Genomic DNA, 19967 nt, shown 5'->3' on the forward strand with positions numbered 1-19967 from the left:
GGCCTCAGCGCAGCAGCTCGGCCCAGTTGCCCGGAACCCGCCCGGCGGGGCCGGGCGCGGGCTGGTCGAGCGGATGGCTCACCGGGGGAGCGAGCTCGGGACCGGCCTCGTAGAGCTCCGAGGTGTCGTAGTCCCAGAACCAGTTCTCGCCCGGCTCGAAGCTCTGGATGATCGGATGCCCGGTGCCGCGCGCGTGCGCGGTGGCGTGCTTGGCCGGGGAGTCGTCGCAGCAGCCGATGTGCCCGCACTGGGCGCAGCGCCGCAGATGGAACCACCATCCGCCGGCGGCGTCGCACTCGGTGCAGCCGGTGCCGCTCGGCGGTACGGACGGGTCGATTCCGTTGGGCGTGGTCATGACGGCTCCTCCGAGGCTTCCGCGGCGGTCTCCGCGAGGGTCAGGGGCAGGCGTACCTGGAAGCGGGTGTCGCCGGGCACGGACTGCACGCTGAGGCTGCCGTGGTGCTTGTTGACCACGATCCGCCAGGAGATGTCCAGGCCGAGCCCGGTCCCCTCGCCCACCGGCTTGGTGGTGAAGAACGGGTCGAAGATCCGGTCGCGGATCTCCTCGGGCACGCCGGGGCCCGTGTCGCGGAACTCGACGAGCACATGGTCACCGTCGGCGGCGGTGCGCACCGTCAGCTTCCCCTCGCCGGCCATCGCGGAGGCGGCGTTGTCGATGAGGTTGGTCCACACCTGGTTCAGCTCACCGGGGAAGGCGGGGATCCGCGGCAGCGACCGGTCGTAGTCCTTGACGACCTTGATGCCGGAGCCCATCTTGCCGGCGAGCATCATCAGGGTGCTGTCGAGCAGTTCGTGCACGTCGGCGACCTGGTAGGGCGCGCGGTCCATCTGCGAGTACTGCTTGGCCGCGTCCACGAGATGCGAGATGCGGGTGGTGGAGTCCTCGATCTCGTTCATCAGCAGCTCGGTCTCGACCGTGTAGTTGAGCCACCGGACCGCGCCCTCGAGGGTCGGCCCGTCCACGGCCGCCGCGACCTGGTCCAGCCAGTCGGTGTCGAGACCCGCCTGCACGAAGGTCGGGGCCAGCTGCCAGCCGCCCGCGATGTCGTGGTCGTCGAGCCAGTCGGCGAGCGCGTCCTCCCGGTCGGAGGCCTCCAGCGGGGTCAGCGGGGTGGCCTTGGCGACCTGTTCGGCGGTCCGCTCCTGGATCTCGACCAGCGTCTCCAGGGCGTCGCGCGCGTACGGACCCGAGGCGATCATCCCCAGTTTCTGCCGCATGTGGGCCACCCGGTCACGCAGCGCCGAGGTGGCCCGTACGGCCGCCGCGGCCGGGTTGTTGAGCTCGTGCGTGAGCCCGGCCGACAGCGAGCCGAGCGCCAGCAGCCGCTCGCGCTGCCCGACGGTGCGCTGGGCGTTCTGGCTGCCGAAGAACATCCCCTCCAGGAGATGGACGGCCATGGGGAACCAGTCCCGCAGGATGGCGGCGAACGTCGCCGCGGGCAGCACGAAGAACCGTGACGACTCGGTGGCCCGCATGGAACCCTTGTACTGCGCGTCCCCCGGGTCGCTGAGATACGCCTGCATCGCGCCCGCGTACACCCCGCGCTGGGAGGTACGGCTGATCTCCACGTCGTCCGCGCCGACCCGGCGCGACATCACGACCGTGCCCTCCAGGAGCACGTAGAAGCAGGTGGCCGGATCACCCTCGGTGTAGACCGGCCCGGGGTCGAACTGCTCCGTCCGGCCCTCACGGCACAGCCGGTCCAACTGGTCGCGGTCGAGTTTCTCGAACAGGAACAGCGTGCTCAGTTCCGCCGCGTCGCACGGCACCGGCCGCCCGCTCACGACTGCTCCAGATAACGGTGGACGAGCATGACGGCCATGGCTCCCTCTCCGACCGCGGACGCGACCCGTTTCGCCGACTCGGCGCGCGCGTCCCCGGCCACGAACACGCCGGGCACATTGGTTTCCAGGTGGTACGGCGGCCGGTCCAGCTCCCAGCCGTGCGGGGGCTGCCCGTCGGGTGTCATGTCCGGGCCCGCCACGATGAAGCCGCGGGCGTCCCGCAGGACGGTGCCCTCCAGCCAGTCGGTGAGCGGGGCCGCGCCGATGAACACGAACATCCACTGCGCGTCGACGAGTTCGGTGTGGCCGCTCTCCACATCGCGCAGCGTGAGCTGTTCCAGATGGCCGTCGCCGTGCGCGGAGTCCACGACCGTGCCGGTGCGCACCGAGATGTTCGGCGCGTCCGAGATCTGCTCGACCAGGTAGTGCGACATCGAGGCGGTCAGCGAGGAGCCGCGCACCAGGATGGTGACGGACTTCGCGCCCCTGGCCAGGTACATCGCCGCCTGGCCCGCCGAGTTCGCGCCGCCCACGATGTACACGTCGTGGCCCTGGCAGGCGGCGGCCTCGGTCAGCGCCGAGCCGTAGAAGACACCGCAGCCCGTCAGCTCGGCGATGCCCGGGGCCTGGAGCTGGCGGTACGAGACCCCGGTCGCGAGGATCACCGCGTGCGCGGAGATCGCGGAGCCGTCGGAGAAGCGGATCGTGCGCGAGGCGCCGGTCACCTCCAGTCCGGTCACCTCACGCGCGGTGAGGATCTCGGCGCCGAACTTCGCGGCCTGCCGCCGGGCCCGGTCGGTGAGCTGTCCGCCGGAGACGCCGTCGGGGAAGCCGAGGTAGTTCTCGATCCGTGAACTCTGGCCCGCCTGTCCGCCCGTCGCGGACCGCTCCACGAGCACGGTGCGCAGGCCCTCGGAGGCGCCGTACACGGCCGCCCCGAGCCCGGCCGGGCCGCCGCCGATGACGACGAGGTCGTAGAACTCCGAGGTGGGCGTCGTGGCGAGCCCCACGTGCGCCGCGATCTCGGGGTCCTCGGGTTCGACGAGCGGGGTGCCGTCCGGGGTGACCACCAGCGGCAGCCGCTCACCGTCCTGCCCGGCGGCGCTCAGCAGCCGCTGCCCTTCGGGGGTGTCGGAGGAGTACCAGCGATAGGGCACCTGGTTGCGGGCCAGGAACTCCCGGACGCCCGAGGAACGCGCCGACCAGCGGTGCCCGACCACCTTGCACGCGCCCACGGGCCGGTAGTCGCTGGCCCGCCACGCGTCCAGGAGGTCGTCGACGACCGGATAGAGCTTCTCCTCCGGCGGATCCCAGGGCTTGAGCAGATAGTGGTCGAGGTCGATCACGTTGATCGCGTCGATGGCGGCGTTGGTGTCCGCGTACGCGGTCAGCAGCACCCGTCGGGCGCCCGGGTACACGTCGAGGGCCTGTTCCAGGAACTCGATGCCGTTCATCTGGGGCATGCGGTAGTCGGCGAGGATGACCGCCACCTGGTCGCCGCGCAGCTTCAGCTCGCGCAGCGCCTCCAGCGCCGCGTCGCCGGACTCGGCGCGCACGATCCGGTGACCCTCGCCGTAGCGGCGCCGGAGGTCGCGGGCGACGGCTCGCGAGACTCCGGGGTCGTCGTCGACGGTCAGAATGACGGTCCGCGCCGGACTGGCGGCCTGGGTCATACCTCTCCCACCCCGAGCAGGTCAGTTGCGTTCCGGCCGGGCGGGCGCCCGGGGCGCCGCGGGGCCGGTACAGAGCCAATCGTATGTACGATCGGTCACCTTTGCTCGGGAACCGGCCACCCGCCGGGCGGCTCCGGGGCATCCGCCGGGGCCGGCCGGGGGTCGCGGACCTCGGGGAGGATGTTCGCGACGTAGTCCTTCACGGCCGCTTCCAGCCCGATGTCGTGCTGGGCGCGCTCGGACAGGAACCAGCGGTGTTCGAGGAGCTCGTGGTACAGCTCGGCCGGGTCCATGGAGCCGCGCAGCTCCGGGGGCACGGCCCGGACCGTCGGGCGGAACACGTCCCGCACCCAGCGGTGGGCGAGCACCTCGGGCCGGGCGGCGCCCGGACGCCCCTCGCCCCGGCCGGTGCCGCGGCCCGCGGAGCCCGGTGCGTAGTCGTCCTGGGTGGCCATCCAGCTCTCCAGGTCGTTCAGGAGCCTGCGGGCCTGGTTCTCCTCGGTGTCGAGTCCGGTCAGCCGCAGGAGCTGGCGCTGGTGGTGGCCCGCGTCGACGACCTTGGGCACGAAGGTGACGGTGTCGCCGTTGGACGAGCTCGCGATGTGCATCTCGGCGACGTCGAAACCGAGGTCGTTGAGCCGGCGTATGCGGCGGTCGATGTAGTGGTACTTGCCCGCCGGGTACACCGAGGTGCGGGTCAGCTCCTCCCACAGGCTCCGGTAGCGGGCGCAGATCTCCTGGCCGAACTCGATCGGGTCCACCGAGGGGTGCAGGGCGCCCGCGGCCTCAAGGTCGAGCAGCTCGCCGCTGATGTTCACCCGGGCGAGATCGAGGTCGTACTCGCGCTGGCCGGTGCTGAGCCGCGGGTGCAGTTCACCGGTCTCGGCGTCCACCAGGTACGCGGCGTAGGCTCCCGCGTCGCGCCGGAACAGCGTGTTGGACAGTGAGCAGTCGCCCCAGGCGAAGCCCGCCAGGTGCAGCCGCACCAGCAGGACGGCCAGCGCGTCCATCAGCCGGTGCATGGTGGCGGGCCGCATGGTCGTCTCGAACATCGACCGGTACGGCAGCGATCCGCCCAGGTGCCGGGTGATCAGCACCGACTCCAGGGGCTCGCCGGCCGCGTCCGTGCGGCCGGTGACCACGGCGAGCGGGTCGACCGCGGGTATCCCGAGCCGGTCAAGGCCCAGCAGCAGTTCGTACTCGCGCACCGCGGGCCGTTCGGCGAGTTCCTTGACGGCCACCACCTCGTCGCCGGCGCGCGCGTAGCGCACGACGTGCCGGGAGATGCCGCGCGGCAGCGGCACCAGATGGTGCTCGGGCCACTCCTCCAGGGGCAGTTGCCACGGCAGTTGGAGCAGGAGCGCGGGGTGCTCCGGGTTGGTCGCGCTGAACTGCAGAGCCATGGCCGGGCTGCCCTCACCTCGGGTCGAACGCTGATCGGGGCCCCAGCATCTACGACTGATCGCCCAGACGGAAGACGCGCCGGGCGTTGCCCGACAGGAACAGCGCGGTGGTCTCCTCGTCCAGGCCCAGCTCGTCGAGGTGCTCCAGGGCCCGACTCGGTTCGATCATGGGGTAGTTGGAGCCGAACAGGACCTTCCGCCGTCCCCGGCCGCGCAGGTACGCGACCAGTTCCGGGGGATAGCGGCGGGCGGTGTAGGCGCTGGTGTCGATGTACACGTTGGCGTGCTTGTCCGCGACCGCGATCATCTCCGTGGTCCAGGGGTAGCCGATGTGCCCGCAGACGATGGTCAGTTCGGGGAAGTCGAGCGCGACCTGGTCGATGTACGGGATGGGGCGGCCGGTCTCGGAGGGGCGCAGCGGTCCGGTGTGCCCGACCTGGGTGCAGAACGGGACGCCGAGTTCGGCGCAGGCGGTGTACAGCGGGTAGTAGAGCCGGTCGGTGGGCGGCAGTTGCCACAGCCACGGGATGATCCGCAGGGCCACGAAGCCCAGTTCCCCGACGGCCCGCCGGAGTTCGCGCACCGCGGCGACGGGACGGGTGAGGTCGGCGCCCGCCACCCCGCGCAGCCGCCCGTCGGACCGGGCCACGAATCCGGCGACCTCGTCGTTGGTGATGAGGGCGCCCTGAGGTCCGTACCAGGCCGAGGCCAGACCGGTGTCCACCCCGGCCTTCGCCAGCGCGGCCAGGGTGACCTCGACCGGCAGTTCCTCCTCCTGCGTCCTCATGCCCGTCCAGCGGCGCAGGGACTCGAACATCTCGTGGTTGGAGTGACGGAGAGTGGGGTGCTGTATCCACGCGTCGACGACCGGCATGGTCCTGTGCCCTCCCTGAGGCGGTGTCCGAGCGCTTGCTCACCCCGACCCTAGGGCGCCCCGCGCTCCCGGGCCACACCTCACGCCGGGCGCTTCCCCGGGCACCCGCGGCTCACCCCCGGCCCCGCGCCCCCTGGTCACCGGCCCGGGACGCGTCGCCCCGCGGCTACACGCCCACCGCGTCCACGAGGGTGGTCAGGGCCGCGGCCAGGCGCGCGAACCCGGGACCCACGACGCCTCCCGGTTCCTTCATGTACGTGTCCCGCCGGATCTCCACCATCAACGCCGTCACCCCGGGCTCCCGTTCGTAGTACCGCAACGGGACGTACGCGCCCGAGAACGGGCTGTCGATCCCCACACCGCCGAGCCCGGCGAACGCCTTCTCCGCGAGCGCGACCAGCTCCGGCGGCGTGTGGAAGGAGTCGGTCCCCAGGCAGACCGGCGGGCGCGGCCCGTCCCCGTGCAACTCGTAGGGCAGCCGGGCCGTCGGGTACGAGTGGACGTCGATGATCACCGCCCGTCCGGTGGCGGCCAGCCGGCCGCTCACCGCCGCCGTCATCGCCTGCGCGTAGGAGTGGAAGTACCGCTCGATCAACGGCCGGGGATCGGTGTCGGCGGGCCGCAGCGGCGCCCGGTGCGTCGTCCGGGTGTAGACCGCGCCCATCCCGACCGCGAGCATCTCCTCACGCTCGTCCGGGAAACGCTCGGGATCGATGACCAGCCGGGACAGCCGGTTGACGAACCGCCACGGTCTCAGGCCGGCCGCCTCGGCCGCCGCCGAGGCCAGTTCGGCGGTGTGCGCGTCGGTGATGTGGTCCAACTCGCTCTCCAGCGCCGGGTCGTCGAGGAGGATCTCCTCACGGACCGGCGCGGGGATCTCCCTGGAGGAGTGCGGCACGTGCAGGATCACGGGCGAGTGGACCGCTCCCGGCAGGAGCGCGAAGGAGTCCGGGCCGTCCGGGCCGTCCGGGGACGCGAGGATGTCGTTCATGGAGATCACTCTCGCAGCCGGGTCCGACAATGGGCAGGACCCGATGAGCGCGCCACGTGCGTACGGCGAGGGCGGGCGCACTCAGGGACGCGGCGGGCACGGCACCGCGCGCACGCCGCCAAGCGCCATGCCCAGACGCGCACGCCGCCGGGCCCGTGCGCCACGCGGCGCACGGGCACGCCGGTGCGCCCCGTGTCGCGTGTCTCGCCGCCCCTGCGTTCAGACACTGCCCCCGCGGCGCGCGTAGTGCTCGATGAGCGCCGCCCGGGTCGTTTCCAGACGGTGGGCGAGGATCGCGGCGATCGTCCGTGTCAGCGACAGCTCGAGCGTCGGATCCTGGTCGCACAGCGTCCGTACCTCGGCGGCGTCGAACTCGTAGGCGCGCACCGGGCTGAAGGCCTCGGCACCGAAGTCCCAGGTGTGCGGACGGAACAGCCACGACCAGCCGAGCAGGTCGCCGGGCCCGAGCTGGGCCACGGTGATCCGCCGGTCGGCGATGACCCGCTGGTACAGCGAGACCGTTCCCGAGCGGACCACCCAGAAGCGGTCGGCGGTGCCTCCCTCCTCGAAGATCGGCCCGTCCGCGGGGAAGGACACCTCGCGGGCCACGCTCATCAGCCGATCGCGGTGTTCGGGGGAGAGCGCGTGCAGGAGCCGGAGAGCAGTGGGCATCGCGGACCTCCATCGGGCCGCCGCCTGGACCGAGGGGCCGGCGGCGCCTGTCGTACCGGTGGTATCCCGTCATCCTCTATTGGAGCCCGAACGGCGTAATCCGGCGCGCCGGATCACGGGCGCGTTCGCCGTGGGGCGGTGGTGGGCGTGTGGTCCGGCGCGTCATCCGGCGGCCCTGGACGTCACCGAGAACCGAGCCCCGTCGGGGTCGATGATGAGCGCCTCCATCGAGCCGATGCCCTGCTGGTGCGCGGTGCCGCCGTGGGCGCGCGCCGCCCGGACGCAGGCCTCCACGTCGTCGACCGCGAAGTGGATCTGCCAGTGCGGCCGCAGGCTCGGGTCGGGGGCCGCGCCGATGGCGCCGGAGTGGATCCGGGCCACGACGTCGCCGAAACTGCGCAGGACGACCTCGTTCTCCTCGTAGTCGACCTCGCAGCAGCCCGGGACGGAGGAGGCCCAGCCCAGCACCTCGCCGTAGAAGATGGCGGCGTCGAAGGCGTCGCGGGTGTGCAGGCGGATGAACGAGGGGGCGGCGTTGCGCCAGCGTTCCCAGCCGGACACCAGGTCGCCCTCCCAGATCCCGAAGACCGCGCCGTCCCGGTCGGCCAGCAGCGCGGCCCGGCCCGGGGGCAGCGAGATCGGGCCCACCGCGGTGGTGCCGCCGCGCTCCTGGCTGCGCGCGACGGTCTCGTCGGCGGAGGCCACGGCGAAGAACGCGGTCCAGGAGACCGCCGTGTTCGCCACGAAGTCGACCTTGGCGACCCCCGCGACCGGGACTCCGGCGACACTGGCGACGCGGTACTGCTCGCCCAGCAGGGTGCCCGGGGCCCACCTCCAGCCCAGAACCGCGCTGTAGAAGTTCTGGGCGGCCCTCAGGTCGCGGGTGGTGAGACTGACCCAGCACGGCGCGCCGAAGACCGCCTGGCTGGTGACGACACCGGTGTCGAGAGTTCCGTCGCTCTTCATCGCCGCCCGTCCTGACGCGATCGGCCGACAGCGGTCACGCGGGGGTGCGGGGCCCTCGTGGGGCGCCCGGACGTGAGTTCAGCCGTGAGAGGCCTTCCGTACCGGAAGGCCCCCGACGGCGTCAGCAGCACCTGCGGATCCGCTGTCCCATCACCAACAGCATCTCCCGCTTCGGCGCCGCGCGCACCACGCGAAGGTCAGACGCGCGGGCGCTCCAGCGTGAGGAGCAGGCCCTCCACGGCGCCGGGGCCTATCCGGCCCTTGACGTCCGCGGCCGTGATCGCCTTGAGCGCCCACCCGTCCTCGGCATGCTTGTTCAGGACCTTTTCCAGCTTGTCGCTGTCCAGAGCGTCGCCGATCAGCGATTCACGGAACGTGACGACCTTGTATTCGAAGGTGTACGGGGTGCTCATGGTGGTGGTGCTCTCCTGCGTGTCGGTTGGCATGGCCGGGCCCACCCAATCACTCTTCGGGGGCGAGGCACAGGGGCGTACCGGACCGCAGGGCTACTTTTGTTGAAACTTCAGGAAGTGCCGTGCCGAGGAGGCGTCCTGACGGTCGGCCGGAGAGAGGCGCGCGGCCTGGGCGTCGTAGCGTGGACGCGGGTCTACGGGATGCCGTGACGGCGGATTCAGGGGGCGCGATGTGCTGGAGTGCGACGGCCGATCTGGTCGCCGGTGCCGGGATCGCCGCGGTCGGGGCTGCCTGTGTGGTCCGGTCGCGGCGCAGGACGGACCTCCCGCTGGCCGCGCTGCCGTTGCTGCTCGGCGCCCACCAGATCGTCGAGTCCCGGGTCTGGGACGCCGGCGGCGGAACGGGGCCCGCCACCGTGGCCTGGGCCGTGATCGCCCTCCCGCTGCTGGCCGTGTGGGTGCCGGCGGGCGTGCTGTGCGCGGCGCCGGGCCATGCCAGGCGCCGGCTGCTGCTCCCGCTCGCGGCAGGTGTCGCGACCGCGGCCGCCCTCGCGCACGCCATGTCCGTCCGTCCCGTCAGGGCCGAGATCCGCGGCCACACCATGGGGTACGTCGTCGACCTGCCCCGGCCCGGACTGGTCATCGCGGGCTACCTCCTCGCCACCGTCGGCGCGTTGCTGGTCTCGGGCGACCGCGGGCTGGTACTGCTCGGCGTCCTGACCGGAGCGGGCGCGGTGATCTGCTGGTCGCTGTGGGAGCTGGAGTTCGTCTCCACGTGGTGCGCGTGCGCCGCGGTCGTGTCGGTGATCCTGCTGGGCTGGGTCAACTCCCGGGAGGCCGTCGCCCCACCGGAACGGGTGCGTCAGACGTGAGGTGAGGCGCCCGTGCGGGATCGGGGGATCCGGAGGAGCGAGGCGCGGGTGCGGGATGCGGGTGACTCGGCACAGGGGACTGGGCTGATCCCCGTGCTGTGACGTGTCACCGGCGACGGGGTGATCCGGTGATCCGGCGGATCGCGGGTACGCGGCGAACCGTGGATGACCTGACGAGTTCCTCAAATGTGTCGGCCAGGGTCGAGGCATGATCAACTCCGCACACCGTGTTCGCGCGGCGATCGCCGCCGCCTCCTTCCTGCTCGCCGGCTGCGGCGGCATCGCGGCCGAGAAGCCCGCCCCGGGAGCCGGCGGCGTTCCGGCGGGTCACGCCGGGGCGACACGGACGCCCGCACCGACCGCCTCGCGCACGGCGGTCTCCGGCCGACTGCCGGGACTCGGCCCGAAGACCCTGGCCGCCGTTCCGTCACGGACCCGTCAGGCCGTCGTGGTGACCGGCGGCGGCAGGGACTCCTCGCGGTCCACCGTGGTGCTGTACGAGCGTACGGAGGCGGGCTGGACGGCGGGCCCGAGCCGGCCCGCGCGCAACGCCCTCAAGGGCTGGACCGACCACCACCGTTCCGGCGACCTCCGTTCGCCCATCGGCGTCTTCACCCTGACCGACGCGGGCGGGCTGCGGCCCGACCCCGGCACCCGGCTCCCGTACGACCGCTCGGGCGCCTTCACCTCGCCCGGCACCGGCTTCGAGGGCGAGCCGTTGGCCGGCTCCTTCGACTACGTGGTCGCCGTCAACTACAACCGCAAACCCGGCACCACGCCCCTGGACTGGACCCGGCCGATGGGCGCCGGCCGCGGCGGGGGCATCTGGCTGCACGTCGACCACGGCGGGCCCACCCACGGATGCGTCGGCCTGCGCGAGAAGGACATGGTGGAGCTGATGCGCGCCCTGGACCCGGCCCTGCACCCCGTGGTGGTCATGGGGGACGCGGCGTCCCTGGCGCGCTGACACCCATGGGAGGCGCCGGGGCCCCAACCCGGTCTCCGCACCGGGCCCGCCGGGACCGGACCTGCTCGCACCGGACCCACCCGCACCGGACCCACCCGCACCGGACCCACCCGCACCGGACTCACCCGCACCGGACCCACCCGCAGTGTCCAGGGCGGATGTCAGGAAGGTGTCAGCGTGTGGGAAGCCCCTCTCACCCGCCGCGGCGCGGTCGGCAGCACCTACGATCGGCCGCGTGTGCGCATACGTGCTGGTCGCGGAGGACGACGAGAAGCAGGCGGAGCTGATACGCCGTTCGCTGCTGAGCGAGGGGCATACGGCGGCCGTGGTCCACGACGGTGCGGCGGCGCTCGCCGAGGTCCGCCGGCACCGGCCCGACCTCGTCGTCCTGGACCTCATGCTCCCGGTGATCGACGGCTTCGGAGTGTGCCGGGTGCTGCGGGAACACGACGACGTCCCCGTCCTGATGCTGACCGCCCGCTCCACCGAGGACGACGTCCTGCTCGGCCTGGAACTCGGCGCGGACGACTACATGACCAAGCCGTACAGCCCCCGCGAGCTCATGGCCCGCATCCGCACGGTACTGCGGCGCGGCGGCCGGGCCGCGGGGGGACAGCGGCCCGACCCGGTGGTTAGGGCGGCGGGGATCGAGGTGGACCCGCTGCGGCACACCGTCCTGTGCGACGGCTCGCCGGTGGACTGCACCCCCGGCGAGTACGCGATCCTGCTCGCCATGGCCGGTGAGCCCGAACGGGTCTTCTCCCGACGGCAGTTGCTGCACCACACCCGGGGCATCGACCGCGCCTCGACCGAGCGGGCCATCGACGTGCACATCATGAACCTGCGCAAGAAGACCGAGACGGACCCGCGCAGACCGACGCGTCTGGTGACCGTCTTCGGCGTCGGGTACAAGCTCAGGGGCGACCGGCCGTGAGCCGTGCCGTGCCGCTGCGCAAGAGCCTGCTGGTGAGGCTGCTGATCACGTCCGTGCTCGTCGCCCTGTGCTCCGTGGCCGCGACCGCCTGGCTCGCGGTGCAGACCACCACCCGGGCCATCCAGGAGGAGCAGGGCCAGGTGCTCGCCGAGGACATGGACATCCTGCGGCAGCTCAGCGGCTACGCGGCCACCCACGCCGACTGGTCCGGAGTCGACGGGACGCTGCGCGCGATCTCGCGGAGGACGGGCCGGCGCATCGCCCTGACCGAGGGCGACCGCACCCCCTTCGCGGACTCCGCGTCCCGCCGGACCTCCCTGCCGCCCCGGGCCGCCGCCGCCGTCGACCCGCTGCGCACCGACACCTACACGGAACCCGGAGCGCAGCTCGCCGGGGTCGACCCACGTGCCGTGGGCCCGTACCGGCTGACCACGAACGAGCGGCTGAAGGTGGCCAAGCTCGCCACCGTGCGCCAACTCTGCTTCTCCCGCAACGGCGTTCGCACCCGCACGGAGCGGATGCCCAGCGGCCGGACCGTGCTGAAGGGCGTGGACGGGACCATCGACCCCGGCTACGTGCCGAACGAATGCGCCGACGGCCTGCTCAACACCCCCACCCCGACCGAACAGAAGGCCCTGGACGCGCTGTCGGCACTCACCCGGAGCTGTCTGGACCGGCACCAGGTGCACCTCGGCCGCTCCCTGGCGCTGCCGCTGGAGGCCGCGAGCGGGGCCACCCCCGTCCCCTACCTGACGGGAAAGAGGCCGGTCGACCAGGACGGACCCCTCGCCCGTACGGCCAACGCCTGCGTCGCCGAGGCCCGGCGCGCCCAACTCGATCCCTACGTCGCCCCGGTCGCGCAACTCTTCCTCGGCACGGGGGACACACCCGTGCCCCGCTTCGACATGTCGGCCGCCAACAAGGCCAAGGTGATCGGTGTCGCCGGACTCGTCCTCGCCCTCACGGTGGCCGTGACCGCGCTGGTCGCCGGCCGGCTCGTACGCCCCCTGCGCGCGCTGACCGAGGCCGCGCGGCAACCCCCGGAGCGGCACGCACGCGTGCCCGTCACCACCCGGGACGAGACCGGCGTCCTGGCGCTCGCCTTCAACCAACTGACCGAGCGCCGCGAGCGGATGGAGGCCCAGCGCAAGGCGATGGTCAGTGACATCGCGCACGAACTGCGCACACCGCTCACCAACATCCGGGGCTGGCTGGAGGTGGCCCGCGACGGCATCGTGGACCCCGACCCGGAACTGCTCGCCTCCCTCCACGAGGAGGCCGTGCTCCTGCAACGCGTCATCGACGACCTCCAGGACCTCGCGGCCGCCGACGCGGGCACGCTGCGGCTGCGCCACGAGGAGGTGCGCGCCGACGAACTCCTCGAACAGGTCGCCGCGGCGCACCGCGTCGGCGCGGAGGCCGCCGGCGTCCGGCTGGTGACCGAGGTGACCGGCACGCCCTGGCTGGACGCGGACCCCGTACGGATGCGTCAGGCGCTCGGCAATCTGGTGTCCAACGCGACCCGCCACACCCCGGCCGGCGGCACGGTCACCCTCTCGGCGCACATCGAGGAGGACGAGGTCGTGTTCGCGGTGGCCGACACCGGCGCCGGCATCGCCCCCGGAGACCTGGACAGTGTCTTCGACCGGTTCTGGAGGGCGGAGAAGTCCCGCAGCCGCCGCACCGGCGGCAGCGGTCTGGGCCTCGCCATCGTGCGGCAACTGGTCGCCGCCCACGCCGGAGCCGTCTCCGTCACCAGCGAGGTCGGCACCGGCTCGGTGTTCACCCTGCGGCTGCCCCGCACACGGTCCACGGCCTCGGCCACCGGCTGAGGAGCGGGAGGCGTCCCGTCACCGGAACACGTTGTCGGAGTCGTCCAGGATCGAGGGATCGCCGATCATCGCCTCGCGCGGCACCCGCGTCGAGGTCTGGTACATCGCCTCGATCTCGGCCGCGTACCGCCGGGCGATCGCGTCCCGGCGCAGCTTCAGCGACGGTGTCAGCAGTCCGTTGGACATGTCGAAGGGTTCCGGGAGGACACGGAAGACCCGGATGGACTCGGAGCGCGACACGGTGGAGTTGGCCGCCGCGACCGCGCGCCTGACCTCCTCGCGCAGCTCGTTCTCCTCGCGCGCGTCCCGGGCGGGCGTCTCCCCCTTGGCCCGGGCGGCGCGCCAGTGCGTCACGAACTCCGGGTCCAGCGTGATGAGAGCGCCCACACAGGGCCTGTTGTCGCCCACGACGGCCGCCTGATGGATGAGCGGATGGACCCGCAGCCGCTCCTCCAGCGCCGCGGGGGCCACGCTCTTGCCCCCGCTGGTGATGATGATGTCCTTCTTGCGCCCGGTGATGGTCAGATAGCCCTCGGAGTCGACCCGGCCGATGTCCCCGGTCGCCAGCCAGCCGTTGCGGAACGAGGCCGCGGTCGCCGCCGGGTCGTTGATGTAGCCCTGGAACACCGAGGGCCCCCACACGAGGATCTCCCCGTCGTCGGACACCTGGATCTCCGTGCCCGGCAGGGGACGGCCCACCGTTCCGAACTTCTCCCGCCCGACCGGCTGGGCGGTGATGCCTCCGCTGGTCTCGGTGAGCCCGTATCCGTCGTGGACGAAGATGCCGATCCCCGCGAAGAACAGGGCGAGTTCACGGTTCAGCGGGGAGCCGCCCGAGACCGCGCCGCACACCCGCCCGCCGAGGGCGGCACGCAGCCGCTTGTACACCGTCTTCTCGTAGAGGGAGTGCTGGAGCCGCAGATCGAACCCGGGGCCGGGTCCCGTGCCGAGCCGCTGCTTCTCCTCGGCCATGGCGAAGTCCTGCGCGGTGCGCACGGCACGTTCGAACAGCACGCCACGGCCCGCCCGTTGGGACGCCCGCACGAAGTTCTTGTAGATCCTCTCGAACACGGAGGGGACGGCGTACAGATAGGTCGGCCGGAACGAGAGCATGGCCTCGGAGAGGGTCTCCTCCCGCAGATCCGGCTCGTGCCCCATCAGGATGCCGCCGCGCAGACAGATCCCCTGGATCATCAGCCCGTAGGCGTGGGAGAAGGGCAGGAAGGCGAGTACGGCCGGCTGCGTGTCCGGCGGGGCGGCCGTCCGCCTCCAGCCTTCGAGCAGCGTGTCGCAGGGGCTCGCCAGGCTGCGATGGGACAGGGCGCAGCCCTTGGGCTGTCCGGTCGTGCCGGAGGTGTACGCGATGACCGCGGTCGAGTCGGCCAGCACGATCCGGCGCAGCGAGTCGACCGCGGTCGCGGGTATCGCCCGGCCGCGCTCCACGAGCTGGGCCATCGCGCCGGCGTCCAACTGCCAGACGTGGCGCAGGAACGGGAGCGCGGCGCACGCCGAGCCGACCGTCATGATGCCCTGTTCGTCCTCGACCACCACACCCACGCAGCGCGCGTCCTGAAGGATCCACGCGACCTGTTCGTGCGACGAGGTCGGGTAGACGGGCACGATCTCGGCGCCCACCGACCACAGGGCATAGCTGAGCACGGTCCACTCGTACCGGGTGCGCGCCATGATGGCCACGCGGTCGCCCGGCCGGATGCCGGACCGGACGAACCCCCGTGCCACGTCGAGGACTTCGTCCCACAGCTCGGCCGCCGTCACCTGGACCCAGCCGCCCGAGCGGTCCTCGGCGCGGCGCGCGACCTGGGGCAGATCGGGGGTGTTGAGCGCCGCTTCGCGGAGGCTGTCGGCAAGTCCCCCCTGGGTGGGCGCGGTCGGCGGTGCGGGAAGGTGGGACTGATACATGCGCCGCTCCGGGATTCTCCTCGACGCGACCTCACCCCCGGAGGCGCCGATGCCAAGGATTACTGAATGTAGCCCACTGGGGAGCGTTCCGTGTCCTGTTCGGGTACGAGGCCGCCCCTGCCGGGTCCTCGCCGGCCGGCTCGTCGCCCGGAGACGGTGAGGAGCCCCGTCCAGGGCGCGGGCACGGCGGGTGTGCTCGGGTCTACCGGGTGGTAACGGCGGGTTCGGGTCCGGTGGGTACGCAGTACCACGCGAGTCCGGCGGCGGTCAGGTAGGCGAACGCGCCGATGGCCGTGCTGACGCGGAGCCCTTCGCCATAGGTGGCGGCGGTGGCGAGCAGGGTGCCGCCGAGGGCGACACCGGTGGCGCTGCCCACCTGGCGGGCGGTGTTGAAGAGGGCGGAAGCCGTCCCGGAGTACGCCGGAGGCGCGGAGCCCATCACGGTCGAGGTCGTGCCGGTGAGCGCGAAGGAGGTGCCGAATCCCACGGCCATCATGGGGGCGACGAGCAGGGGATAGGCGGGGTCGGTGCCCGCCGCGGTCCAGCCTGCCAGGCCCGCGGCGGCCAGGAGCATCCCGGCGATCACCAGCGGACGGTCTCCGGTGCGGCGGGCGAGCCGGGCCGACAGGACGGAGGCGAACATGGTCATCGCCACGGCGGGCAGCAGGGCCGCCCCCGTCTCGAGCGCGCTGAGGCCGCGCTGGTGCTGGAAGTACAGGCTGACGGTGAACACCATGGCGTAGAAACCGAAGTTGAAGAGCAGGCCGATGGCGGCGCCGCCGCCCAGCGCGCGCGACCGCAGCAGGTCCAGCGGCACCGCGGGAGATCGCGCCAGTCGTTCGCGGACGACGAAGGCGACGGCCGCCAGGACGGACAGGCCCGCCCCGGCGAGGACCGCCGGAGCGGTCCAGCCGCGTCGTCCGGCCTCGTTGAGCGCGCCCGTCAGCAGGGCCACCGCCGTCACCACAGCACACTGCGCGGGCCAGTCGACGGCGCGGGAGGCCAGGCGGGGCGAGGGGCCCACGTGGCGCAGCGTCAGCGCCAGACAGGCGACGCCCACCGGCAGATTGATCAGGAAGACCCAGCGCCAGCCCACCGTGGACACCAGCAGACCGCCCAGCAGCGGCCCCGCCGAGGCCGCGACGCCGGCCATGGACCCCCACAGCCCGAAGGCCCTCGAACGAGCGGCCGGAGCGCGATACGTCTGCCGGAGCAACGCCAGTGAACCGGGCACGATCAACGCCGCCCCCAGCCCCTCCACCAGACGCGCCGCGGTCAGGAAGGGAGCGCCGGGCGCGAGGGCGCAGGCGGCGGAGGACACCGTGAACACGGCCACACCCGTGCAGAAGATCCGGCGGTTGCCCCACCGGTCGCCCAACGCGCCACCCAGCAGCAGAAAGCCGGCGAAGACCAGGGTGTATCCGTCGGTGATCCACTGGACGCCCGTGACGGAGGCGGACAGCTCCCGGCCGATCACCGGCACCGCCACGCTGACGACCGTCACGTCCAGGATCACCATGAAGTACCCGGCGCACACGGCGAGCAGCGGGAGCAGAGACGGCTCACCACTTGCCCTGTCCGCCTGCCCCGGGCCGGCTGACGCCCCGTCATCGACCGGTTCTGAGAACGTCATGCCCGCGACCCATCCTTCACCCGTTTTCCTGACAAAGGTCACATTACGGGTGTTACCGGGGGTGGGAGTGGGGCATCTGTGGGAGTGATCCCGCGCCCTCTCGGCTCCGGGCGGAGCCCGCGCGGCAAGTGGCTGGGAGACAAGCCGCGTTGGCGGCCGATGAGCAGGCCGCCGCCCGCACGCCACCACACGGTGCGAGCCCCAGGTCGTGAGTCCGGTCGGCGGAGTGCCCTGGGCGGATTTCTCCCTGTCCACCCTTCCGGGAAGCGGTCCCGGGCTGACAGACTCCGTTGGTGCGCGACTTCGACATGCTCGTCATCGGATCCGGCCCGGGTGGACAGAAAGCCGCCATCGCAGCGGCGAAGCTCGGCCGTCGGGTCGCCGTCATCGACCGCCCCGACATGGTCGGCGGGGTCTCCATCCACACCGGAACCATCCCCTCCAAGACGCTGCGTGAGGCGGTCCTGTATCTCAGCGGCCTCAGCCAGCGGGATCTGTACGGCCAGAGCTACCGGCTGAAGGAGGACATCACCGTCGCCGATCTGACCGCTCGCACCGAGCACGTGGTCAGCCGCGAGGTGGACGTCATCCGCAGTCAGCTCTCGCGCAACCACGTGTCCCTGTTCGCCGGCGTCGGCCGCTTCGTGGACGACCACACGGTCGCCCTGGTCGAGGCGAACGGCACCGAGAAGCGGTTGAGCGCGGACCACATCGTCATCGCCACGGGCACGCGGCCCGCGCGGCCCGACACCGTCGAGTTCGACGGGCGGACGATCATGGACTCGGACAACGTCCTGAACCTGGAGCAGGTGCCGCGTTCCATGGTCATCGTCGGCGCCGGGGTGATCGGCATGGAGTACGCCTCCATGTTCGCCGCGCTCGGCTCCAAGATCACGGTGGTCGAGAAGCGGCCCGGGATGCTCGACTTCTGCGACGTCGAGGTGATCGAGTCGCTCAAGTACCATCTGCGCGACCTCGCCGTCACCTTCCGCTTCGGTGAGACCGTGGCCGCCGTGGAGCGGCACTCCCGGGGCACGCTCACGGTCCTGGAGAGCGGCAAGAAGATACCCGCCGACGCGGTCATGTACTCGGCGGGGCGACAGGGCCTCACCGACGAACTCGACCTCGGCAAGGCGGGGTTGTCCGCCGATCCGCGCGGTCGGATCAAGGTGGACGAGCACTACCGCACCGAGGTGCCGCACATCTACGCCGTCGGTGACGTCATCGGCTTCCCGGCGCTCGCGGCCACCTCGATGGAACAGGGCCGGACGGCGGCGTACCACGCCTGCGGCGAGCCGGTGAACCGGATGCTCGACCAGCAGCCGATCGGCATCTACACCATCCCGGAGATCAGCTTCATCGGCCGGACCGAGGACCAGCTCACCGAGGACTGCGTGCCGTTCGAGGTGGGCATGTCCCGCTACCGGGAACTGGCCCGGGGGCAGATCATCGGCGACTCGCACGGCATGCTGAAGCTGCTGGTCTCGCCCGAGGACCGAAAGCTCCTCGGCGTCCACTGCTTCGGCACCGGCGCGACGGAGCTCATCCACATCGGCCAGGCCGTCATGGGCTGCGGCGGAACGGTCGACTACCTGGTCGACGCCGTCTTCAACTACCCGACGCTCGCCGAGTCCTACAAGGTCGCCGCGCTGGACGCGACCAACAAGATCCGCCAGATCGACCGCCTCAGGGACTGACCGCCGTACGCGATCCCTCACGCGATCCCGTACGAGACTCCCGCAAGGGGGTGCGGCACAGGATCGCGGTGCGGGATCGCGGTGCGGGACTTCGCGAACATACTGCGCGACACGGTTCGGGCATGGCACCGTGGACCCAGGGTCTGGCCCGTCGCTCCCCCCGTGGTGACGGGTCAGACCTCTGTGCCGTCCGGCAGGAAAGCCGACGGTCCCGGAACTATCGTGAAGAGCGGCCGGTCCGCGCCGGAGCCCGAGGACACGACGGGACCGACTCCACGGCGGCCCTGTGCCGTCCCGACGAGGAGGAGCCGGATGAACGGCACGATGCGGGCGGTACGCGGTCATCGGCGGGGCGGTCCCGAGGAGCTGATCTACGAGGACGCGCCGAAGCCGGTCCCCGGTCACGGTGACGTGCTGGTCGAGGTGCGGGCGGCGTCCGTCACGCCGGGGGAGCTGGACTGGGACGCGACCTGGACCGACGACTTCGACGACGGCAGCCCGCGGCTGCCGGTCGTGCCGTCCAAGGAGGTCTCCGGGGTCGTCTCCGAGCTGGGCCACGGCGTCACGGAGTTCAGGCCCGGCGAGGCGGTCTACGGCCTGATCCCCTTCATCCGGGACGGAGCGGCGGCCGAGTACGTGACCGTTCCCGCGGCGGTGCTCGCCGCGAAGCCGGGATCGCTCGACCACGAGCGGACCGCCGCGCTGCCGCTCGCGGGCCTCACCGCGTGGCAGGGCCTGGTCCGCCATGCGGGCGTCACGTCCGGACAGCGCGTGCTGGTGCACGGCGGCGCCGGCGGCGTGGGTTCGTTCGCCGTCCAGGTCGCGGCCGCGCTGGGGGCAGAGGTGACGGCCACCGCCTCGGCCGGTGACACGGACTTCGTACGGGGCCTGGGCGCGGACACCGTGATCGACTACGCCGGGCAGCGCTTCGAGGACGAGGTGAAGGACGCGGACGTCGTCTTCGACACCGTCGGAGGGGACACCCAGGCCCGGTCCTGGGAGGTGCTGCGTCCGGGCGGAGTCCTGGTCAGCGTCGCCGAACCGCCCACGCCGCCGGAGGGGGCGGACGCCCGCGCGGTGTTCTTCGTGGTCGAGCCGGACCGCGCCGGTCTCGAGGAGCTGACGGCACTCGTCGAGGCGGGCCGGCTGATCCCGCAGGTCGACCGGATCCTTCCCCTGGAGAGCGCCCCGGGGGCGTACGCGGCCCTCGAACGCGAGCACCGGCGGGGCAAGATCGTACTGCGCGTCTCCTAGCGAAGCCCGGCTCCGGGGCCCCTCGGCCAAGGCGACCGAACGCGACCGGAGGGGCCGGGC

17 protein-coding genes are annotated in these 19967 nt (G+C 72.2%); 6 read left to right on the plus strand and 11 right to left on the minus strand.

Annotated features, from left to right (window positions below):
- Window positions 1–4: 4 nt before the first annotated feature.
- From ACFRIC_RS05825 to ACFRIC_RS05865, 9 genes are all read right to left on the minus strand, one after another.
- Window positions 5–355, minus strand: coding sequence for a UBP-type zinc finger domain-containing protein (locus ACFRIC_RS05825; RefSeq protein WP_382779920.1), 351 nt, complete (start codon window positions 353–355; stop codon window positions 5–7).
- Window positions 352–1806, minus strand: coding sequence for an ATP-binding protein (locus tag ACFRIC_RS05830; protein ID WP_382779923.1), 1455 nt, complete (start codon window positions 1804–1806; stop codon window positions 352–354). The genes ACFRIC_RS05825 and ACFRIC_RS05830 overlap by 4 nt, the downstream gene beginning before the upstream one ends.
- Window positions 1803–3479, minus strand: coding sequence for an FAD-dependent oxidoreductase (locus ACFRIC_RS05835; protein WP_382779927.1), 1677 nt, complete (start codon window positions 3477–3479; stop codon window positions 1803–1805). Before ACFRIC_RS05835 ends, ACFRIC_RS05830 begins: the two co-directional genes overlap by 4 nt.
- A gap of 95 nt (window positions 3480–3574) precedes the next feature.
- The gene (locus ACFRIC_RS05840; protein WP_382779930.1) at window positions 3575–4882 is read right to left on the minus strand and encodes a DUF4032 domain-containing protein; all 1308 of its coding nucleotides are present in this window, start codon (window positions 4880–4882) and stop codon (window positions 3575–3577) included.
- 49 nt (window positions 4883–4931) lie between these two features.
- Window positions 4932–5756: an amidohydrolase family protein gene (locus ACFRIC_RS05845; protein ID WP_382779932.1), complete on the minus strand. Its 825-nt coding sequence runs from the start codon at window positions 5754–5756 to the stop codon at window positions 4932–4934.
- A gap of 166 nt (window positions 5757–5922) precedes the next feature.
- Complete coding sequence (locus tag ACFRIC_RS05850) at window positions 5923–6747, minus strand: N-formylglutamate amidohydrolase (protein ID WP_382779936.1); 825 nt, start codon at window positions 6745–6747, stop codon at window positions 5923–5925.
- 219 nt (window positions 6748–6966) lie between these two features.
- Window positions 6967–7419, minus strand: coding sequence for a Crp/Fnr family transcriptional regulator (locus ACFRIC_RS05855; protein ID WP_382779939.1), 453 nt, complete (start codon window positions 7417–7419; stop codon window positions 6967–6969).
- 162 nt (window positions 7420–7581) lie between these two features.
- Entirely contained in the window at window positions 7582–8385 is an 804-nt protein-coding gene (locus ACFRIC_RS05860) for a VOC family protein (protein WP_382779941.1), read from the minus strand.
- Window positions 8386–8582: 197 nt separating this feature from the next.
- Window positions 8583–8831 (minus strand): DUF4177 domain-containing protein, encoded by a 249-nt coding sequence (locus tag ACFRIC_RS05865; RefSeq protein WP_382779943.1) that lies wholly within the window; start codon window positions 8829–8831, stop codon window positions 8583–8585.
- A gap of 197 nt (window positions 8832–9028) precedes the next feature.
- On the opposite strand from ACFRIC_RS05865, the gene ACFRIC_RS05870 reads away from it, so the two are divergent.
- From ACFRIC_RS05870 to ACFRIC_RS05885, 4 genes are all read left to right on the plus strand, one after another.
- A complete protein-coding gene (locus ACFRIC_RS05870) occupies window positions 9029–9670 on the plus strand; it encodes a DUF6629 family protein (RefSeq protein ID WP_382779946.1) in 642 nt (213 codons plus the stop codon).
- 208 nt (window positions 9671–9878) lie between these two features.
- Window positions 9879–10637 (plus strand): L,D-transpeptidase family protein, encoded by a 759-nt coding sequence (locus ACFRIC_RS05875; RefSeq protein ID WP_382779948.1) that lies wholly within the window; start codon window positions 9879–9881, stop codon window positions 10635–10637.
- A 235-nt stretch (window positions 10638–10872) separates the two neighbouring features.
- The gene (locus tag ACFRIC_RS05880) at window positions 10873–11571 is read left to right on the plus strand and encodes a response regulator transcription factor (RefSeq protein WP_382779951.1); all 699 of its coding nucleotides are present in this window, start codon (window positions 10873–10875) and stop codon (window positions 11569–11571) included.
- Entirely contained in the window at window positions 11568–13403 is a 1836-nt protein-coding gene (locus tag ACFRIC_RS05885) for a sensor histidine kinase (protein WP_382779954.1), read from the plus strand. The genes ACFRIC_RS05880 and ACFRIC_RS05885 overlap by 4 nt, the downstream gene beginning before the upstream one ends.
- An 18-nt stretch (window positions 13404–13421) precedes the next feature.
- Here ACFRIC_RS05885 and ACFRIC_RS05890 read toward each other — a convergent pair whose 3' ends face one another.
- Window positions 13422–15323 carry an AMP-dependent synthetase/ligase gene (locus ACFRIC_RS05890; RefSeq protein ID WP_382779956.1) on the minus strand — a complete coding sequence of 634 codons (1902 nt, stop codon included), beginning with the start codon at window positions 15321–15323 and terminating at the stop codon, window positions 13422–13424.
- A 202-nt stretch (window positions 15324–15525) separates the two neighbouring features.
- Window positions 15526–16956: an MFS transporter gene (locus ACFRIC_RS05895; protein WP_382779958.1), complete on the minus strand. Its 1431-nt coding sequence runs from the start codon at window positions 16954–16956 to the stop codon at window positions 15526–15528.
- A gap of 293 nt (window positions 16957–17249) precedes the next feature.
- Between ACFRIC_RS05895 and sthA the strand changes: the two genes are divergently transcribed.
- The gene (gene sthA, locus ACFRIC_RS05900) at window positions 17250–18653 is read left to right on the plus strand and encodes a Si-specific NAD(P)(+) transhydrogenase (protein ID WP_382779961.1); all 1404 of its coding nucleotides are present in this window, start codon (window positions 17250–17252) and stop codon (window positions 18651–18653) included.
- Between the two features lie 312 nt (window positions 18654–18965).
- The gene (locus ACFRIC_RS05905; RefSeq protein WP_382779964.1) at window positions 18966–19907 is read left to right on the plus strand and encodes an NADP-dependent oxidoreductase; all 942 of its coding nucleotides are present in this window, start codon (window positions 18966–18968) and stop codon (window positions 19905–19907) included.
- Window positions 19908–19967: the final 60 nt, after the last annotated feature.

The organism is Streptomyces sp. NPDC056738 (genome assembly GCF_042790435.1).
Lineage (GTDB): Bacteria > Actinomycetota > Actinomycetes > Streptomycetales > Streptomycetaceae > Streptomyces.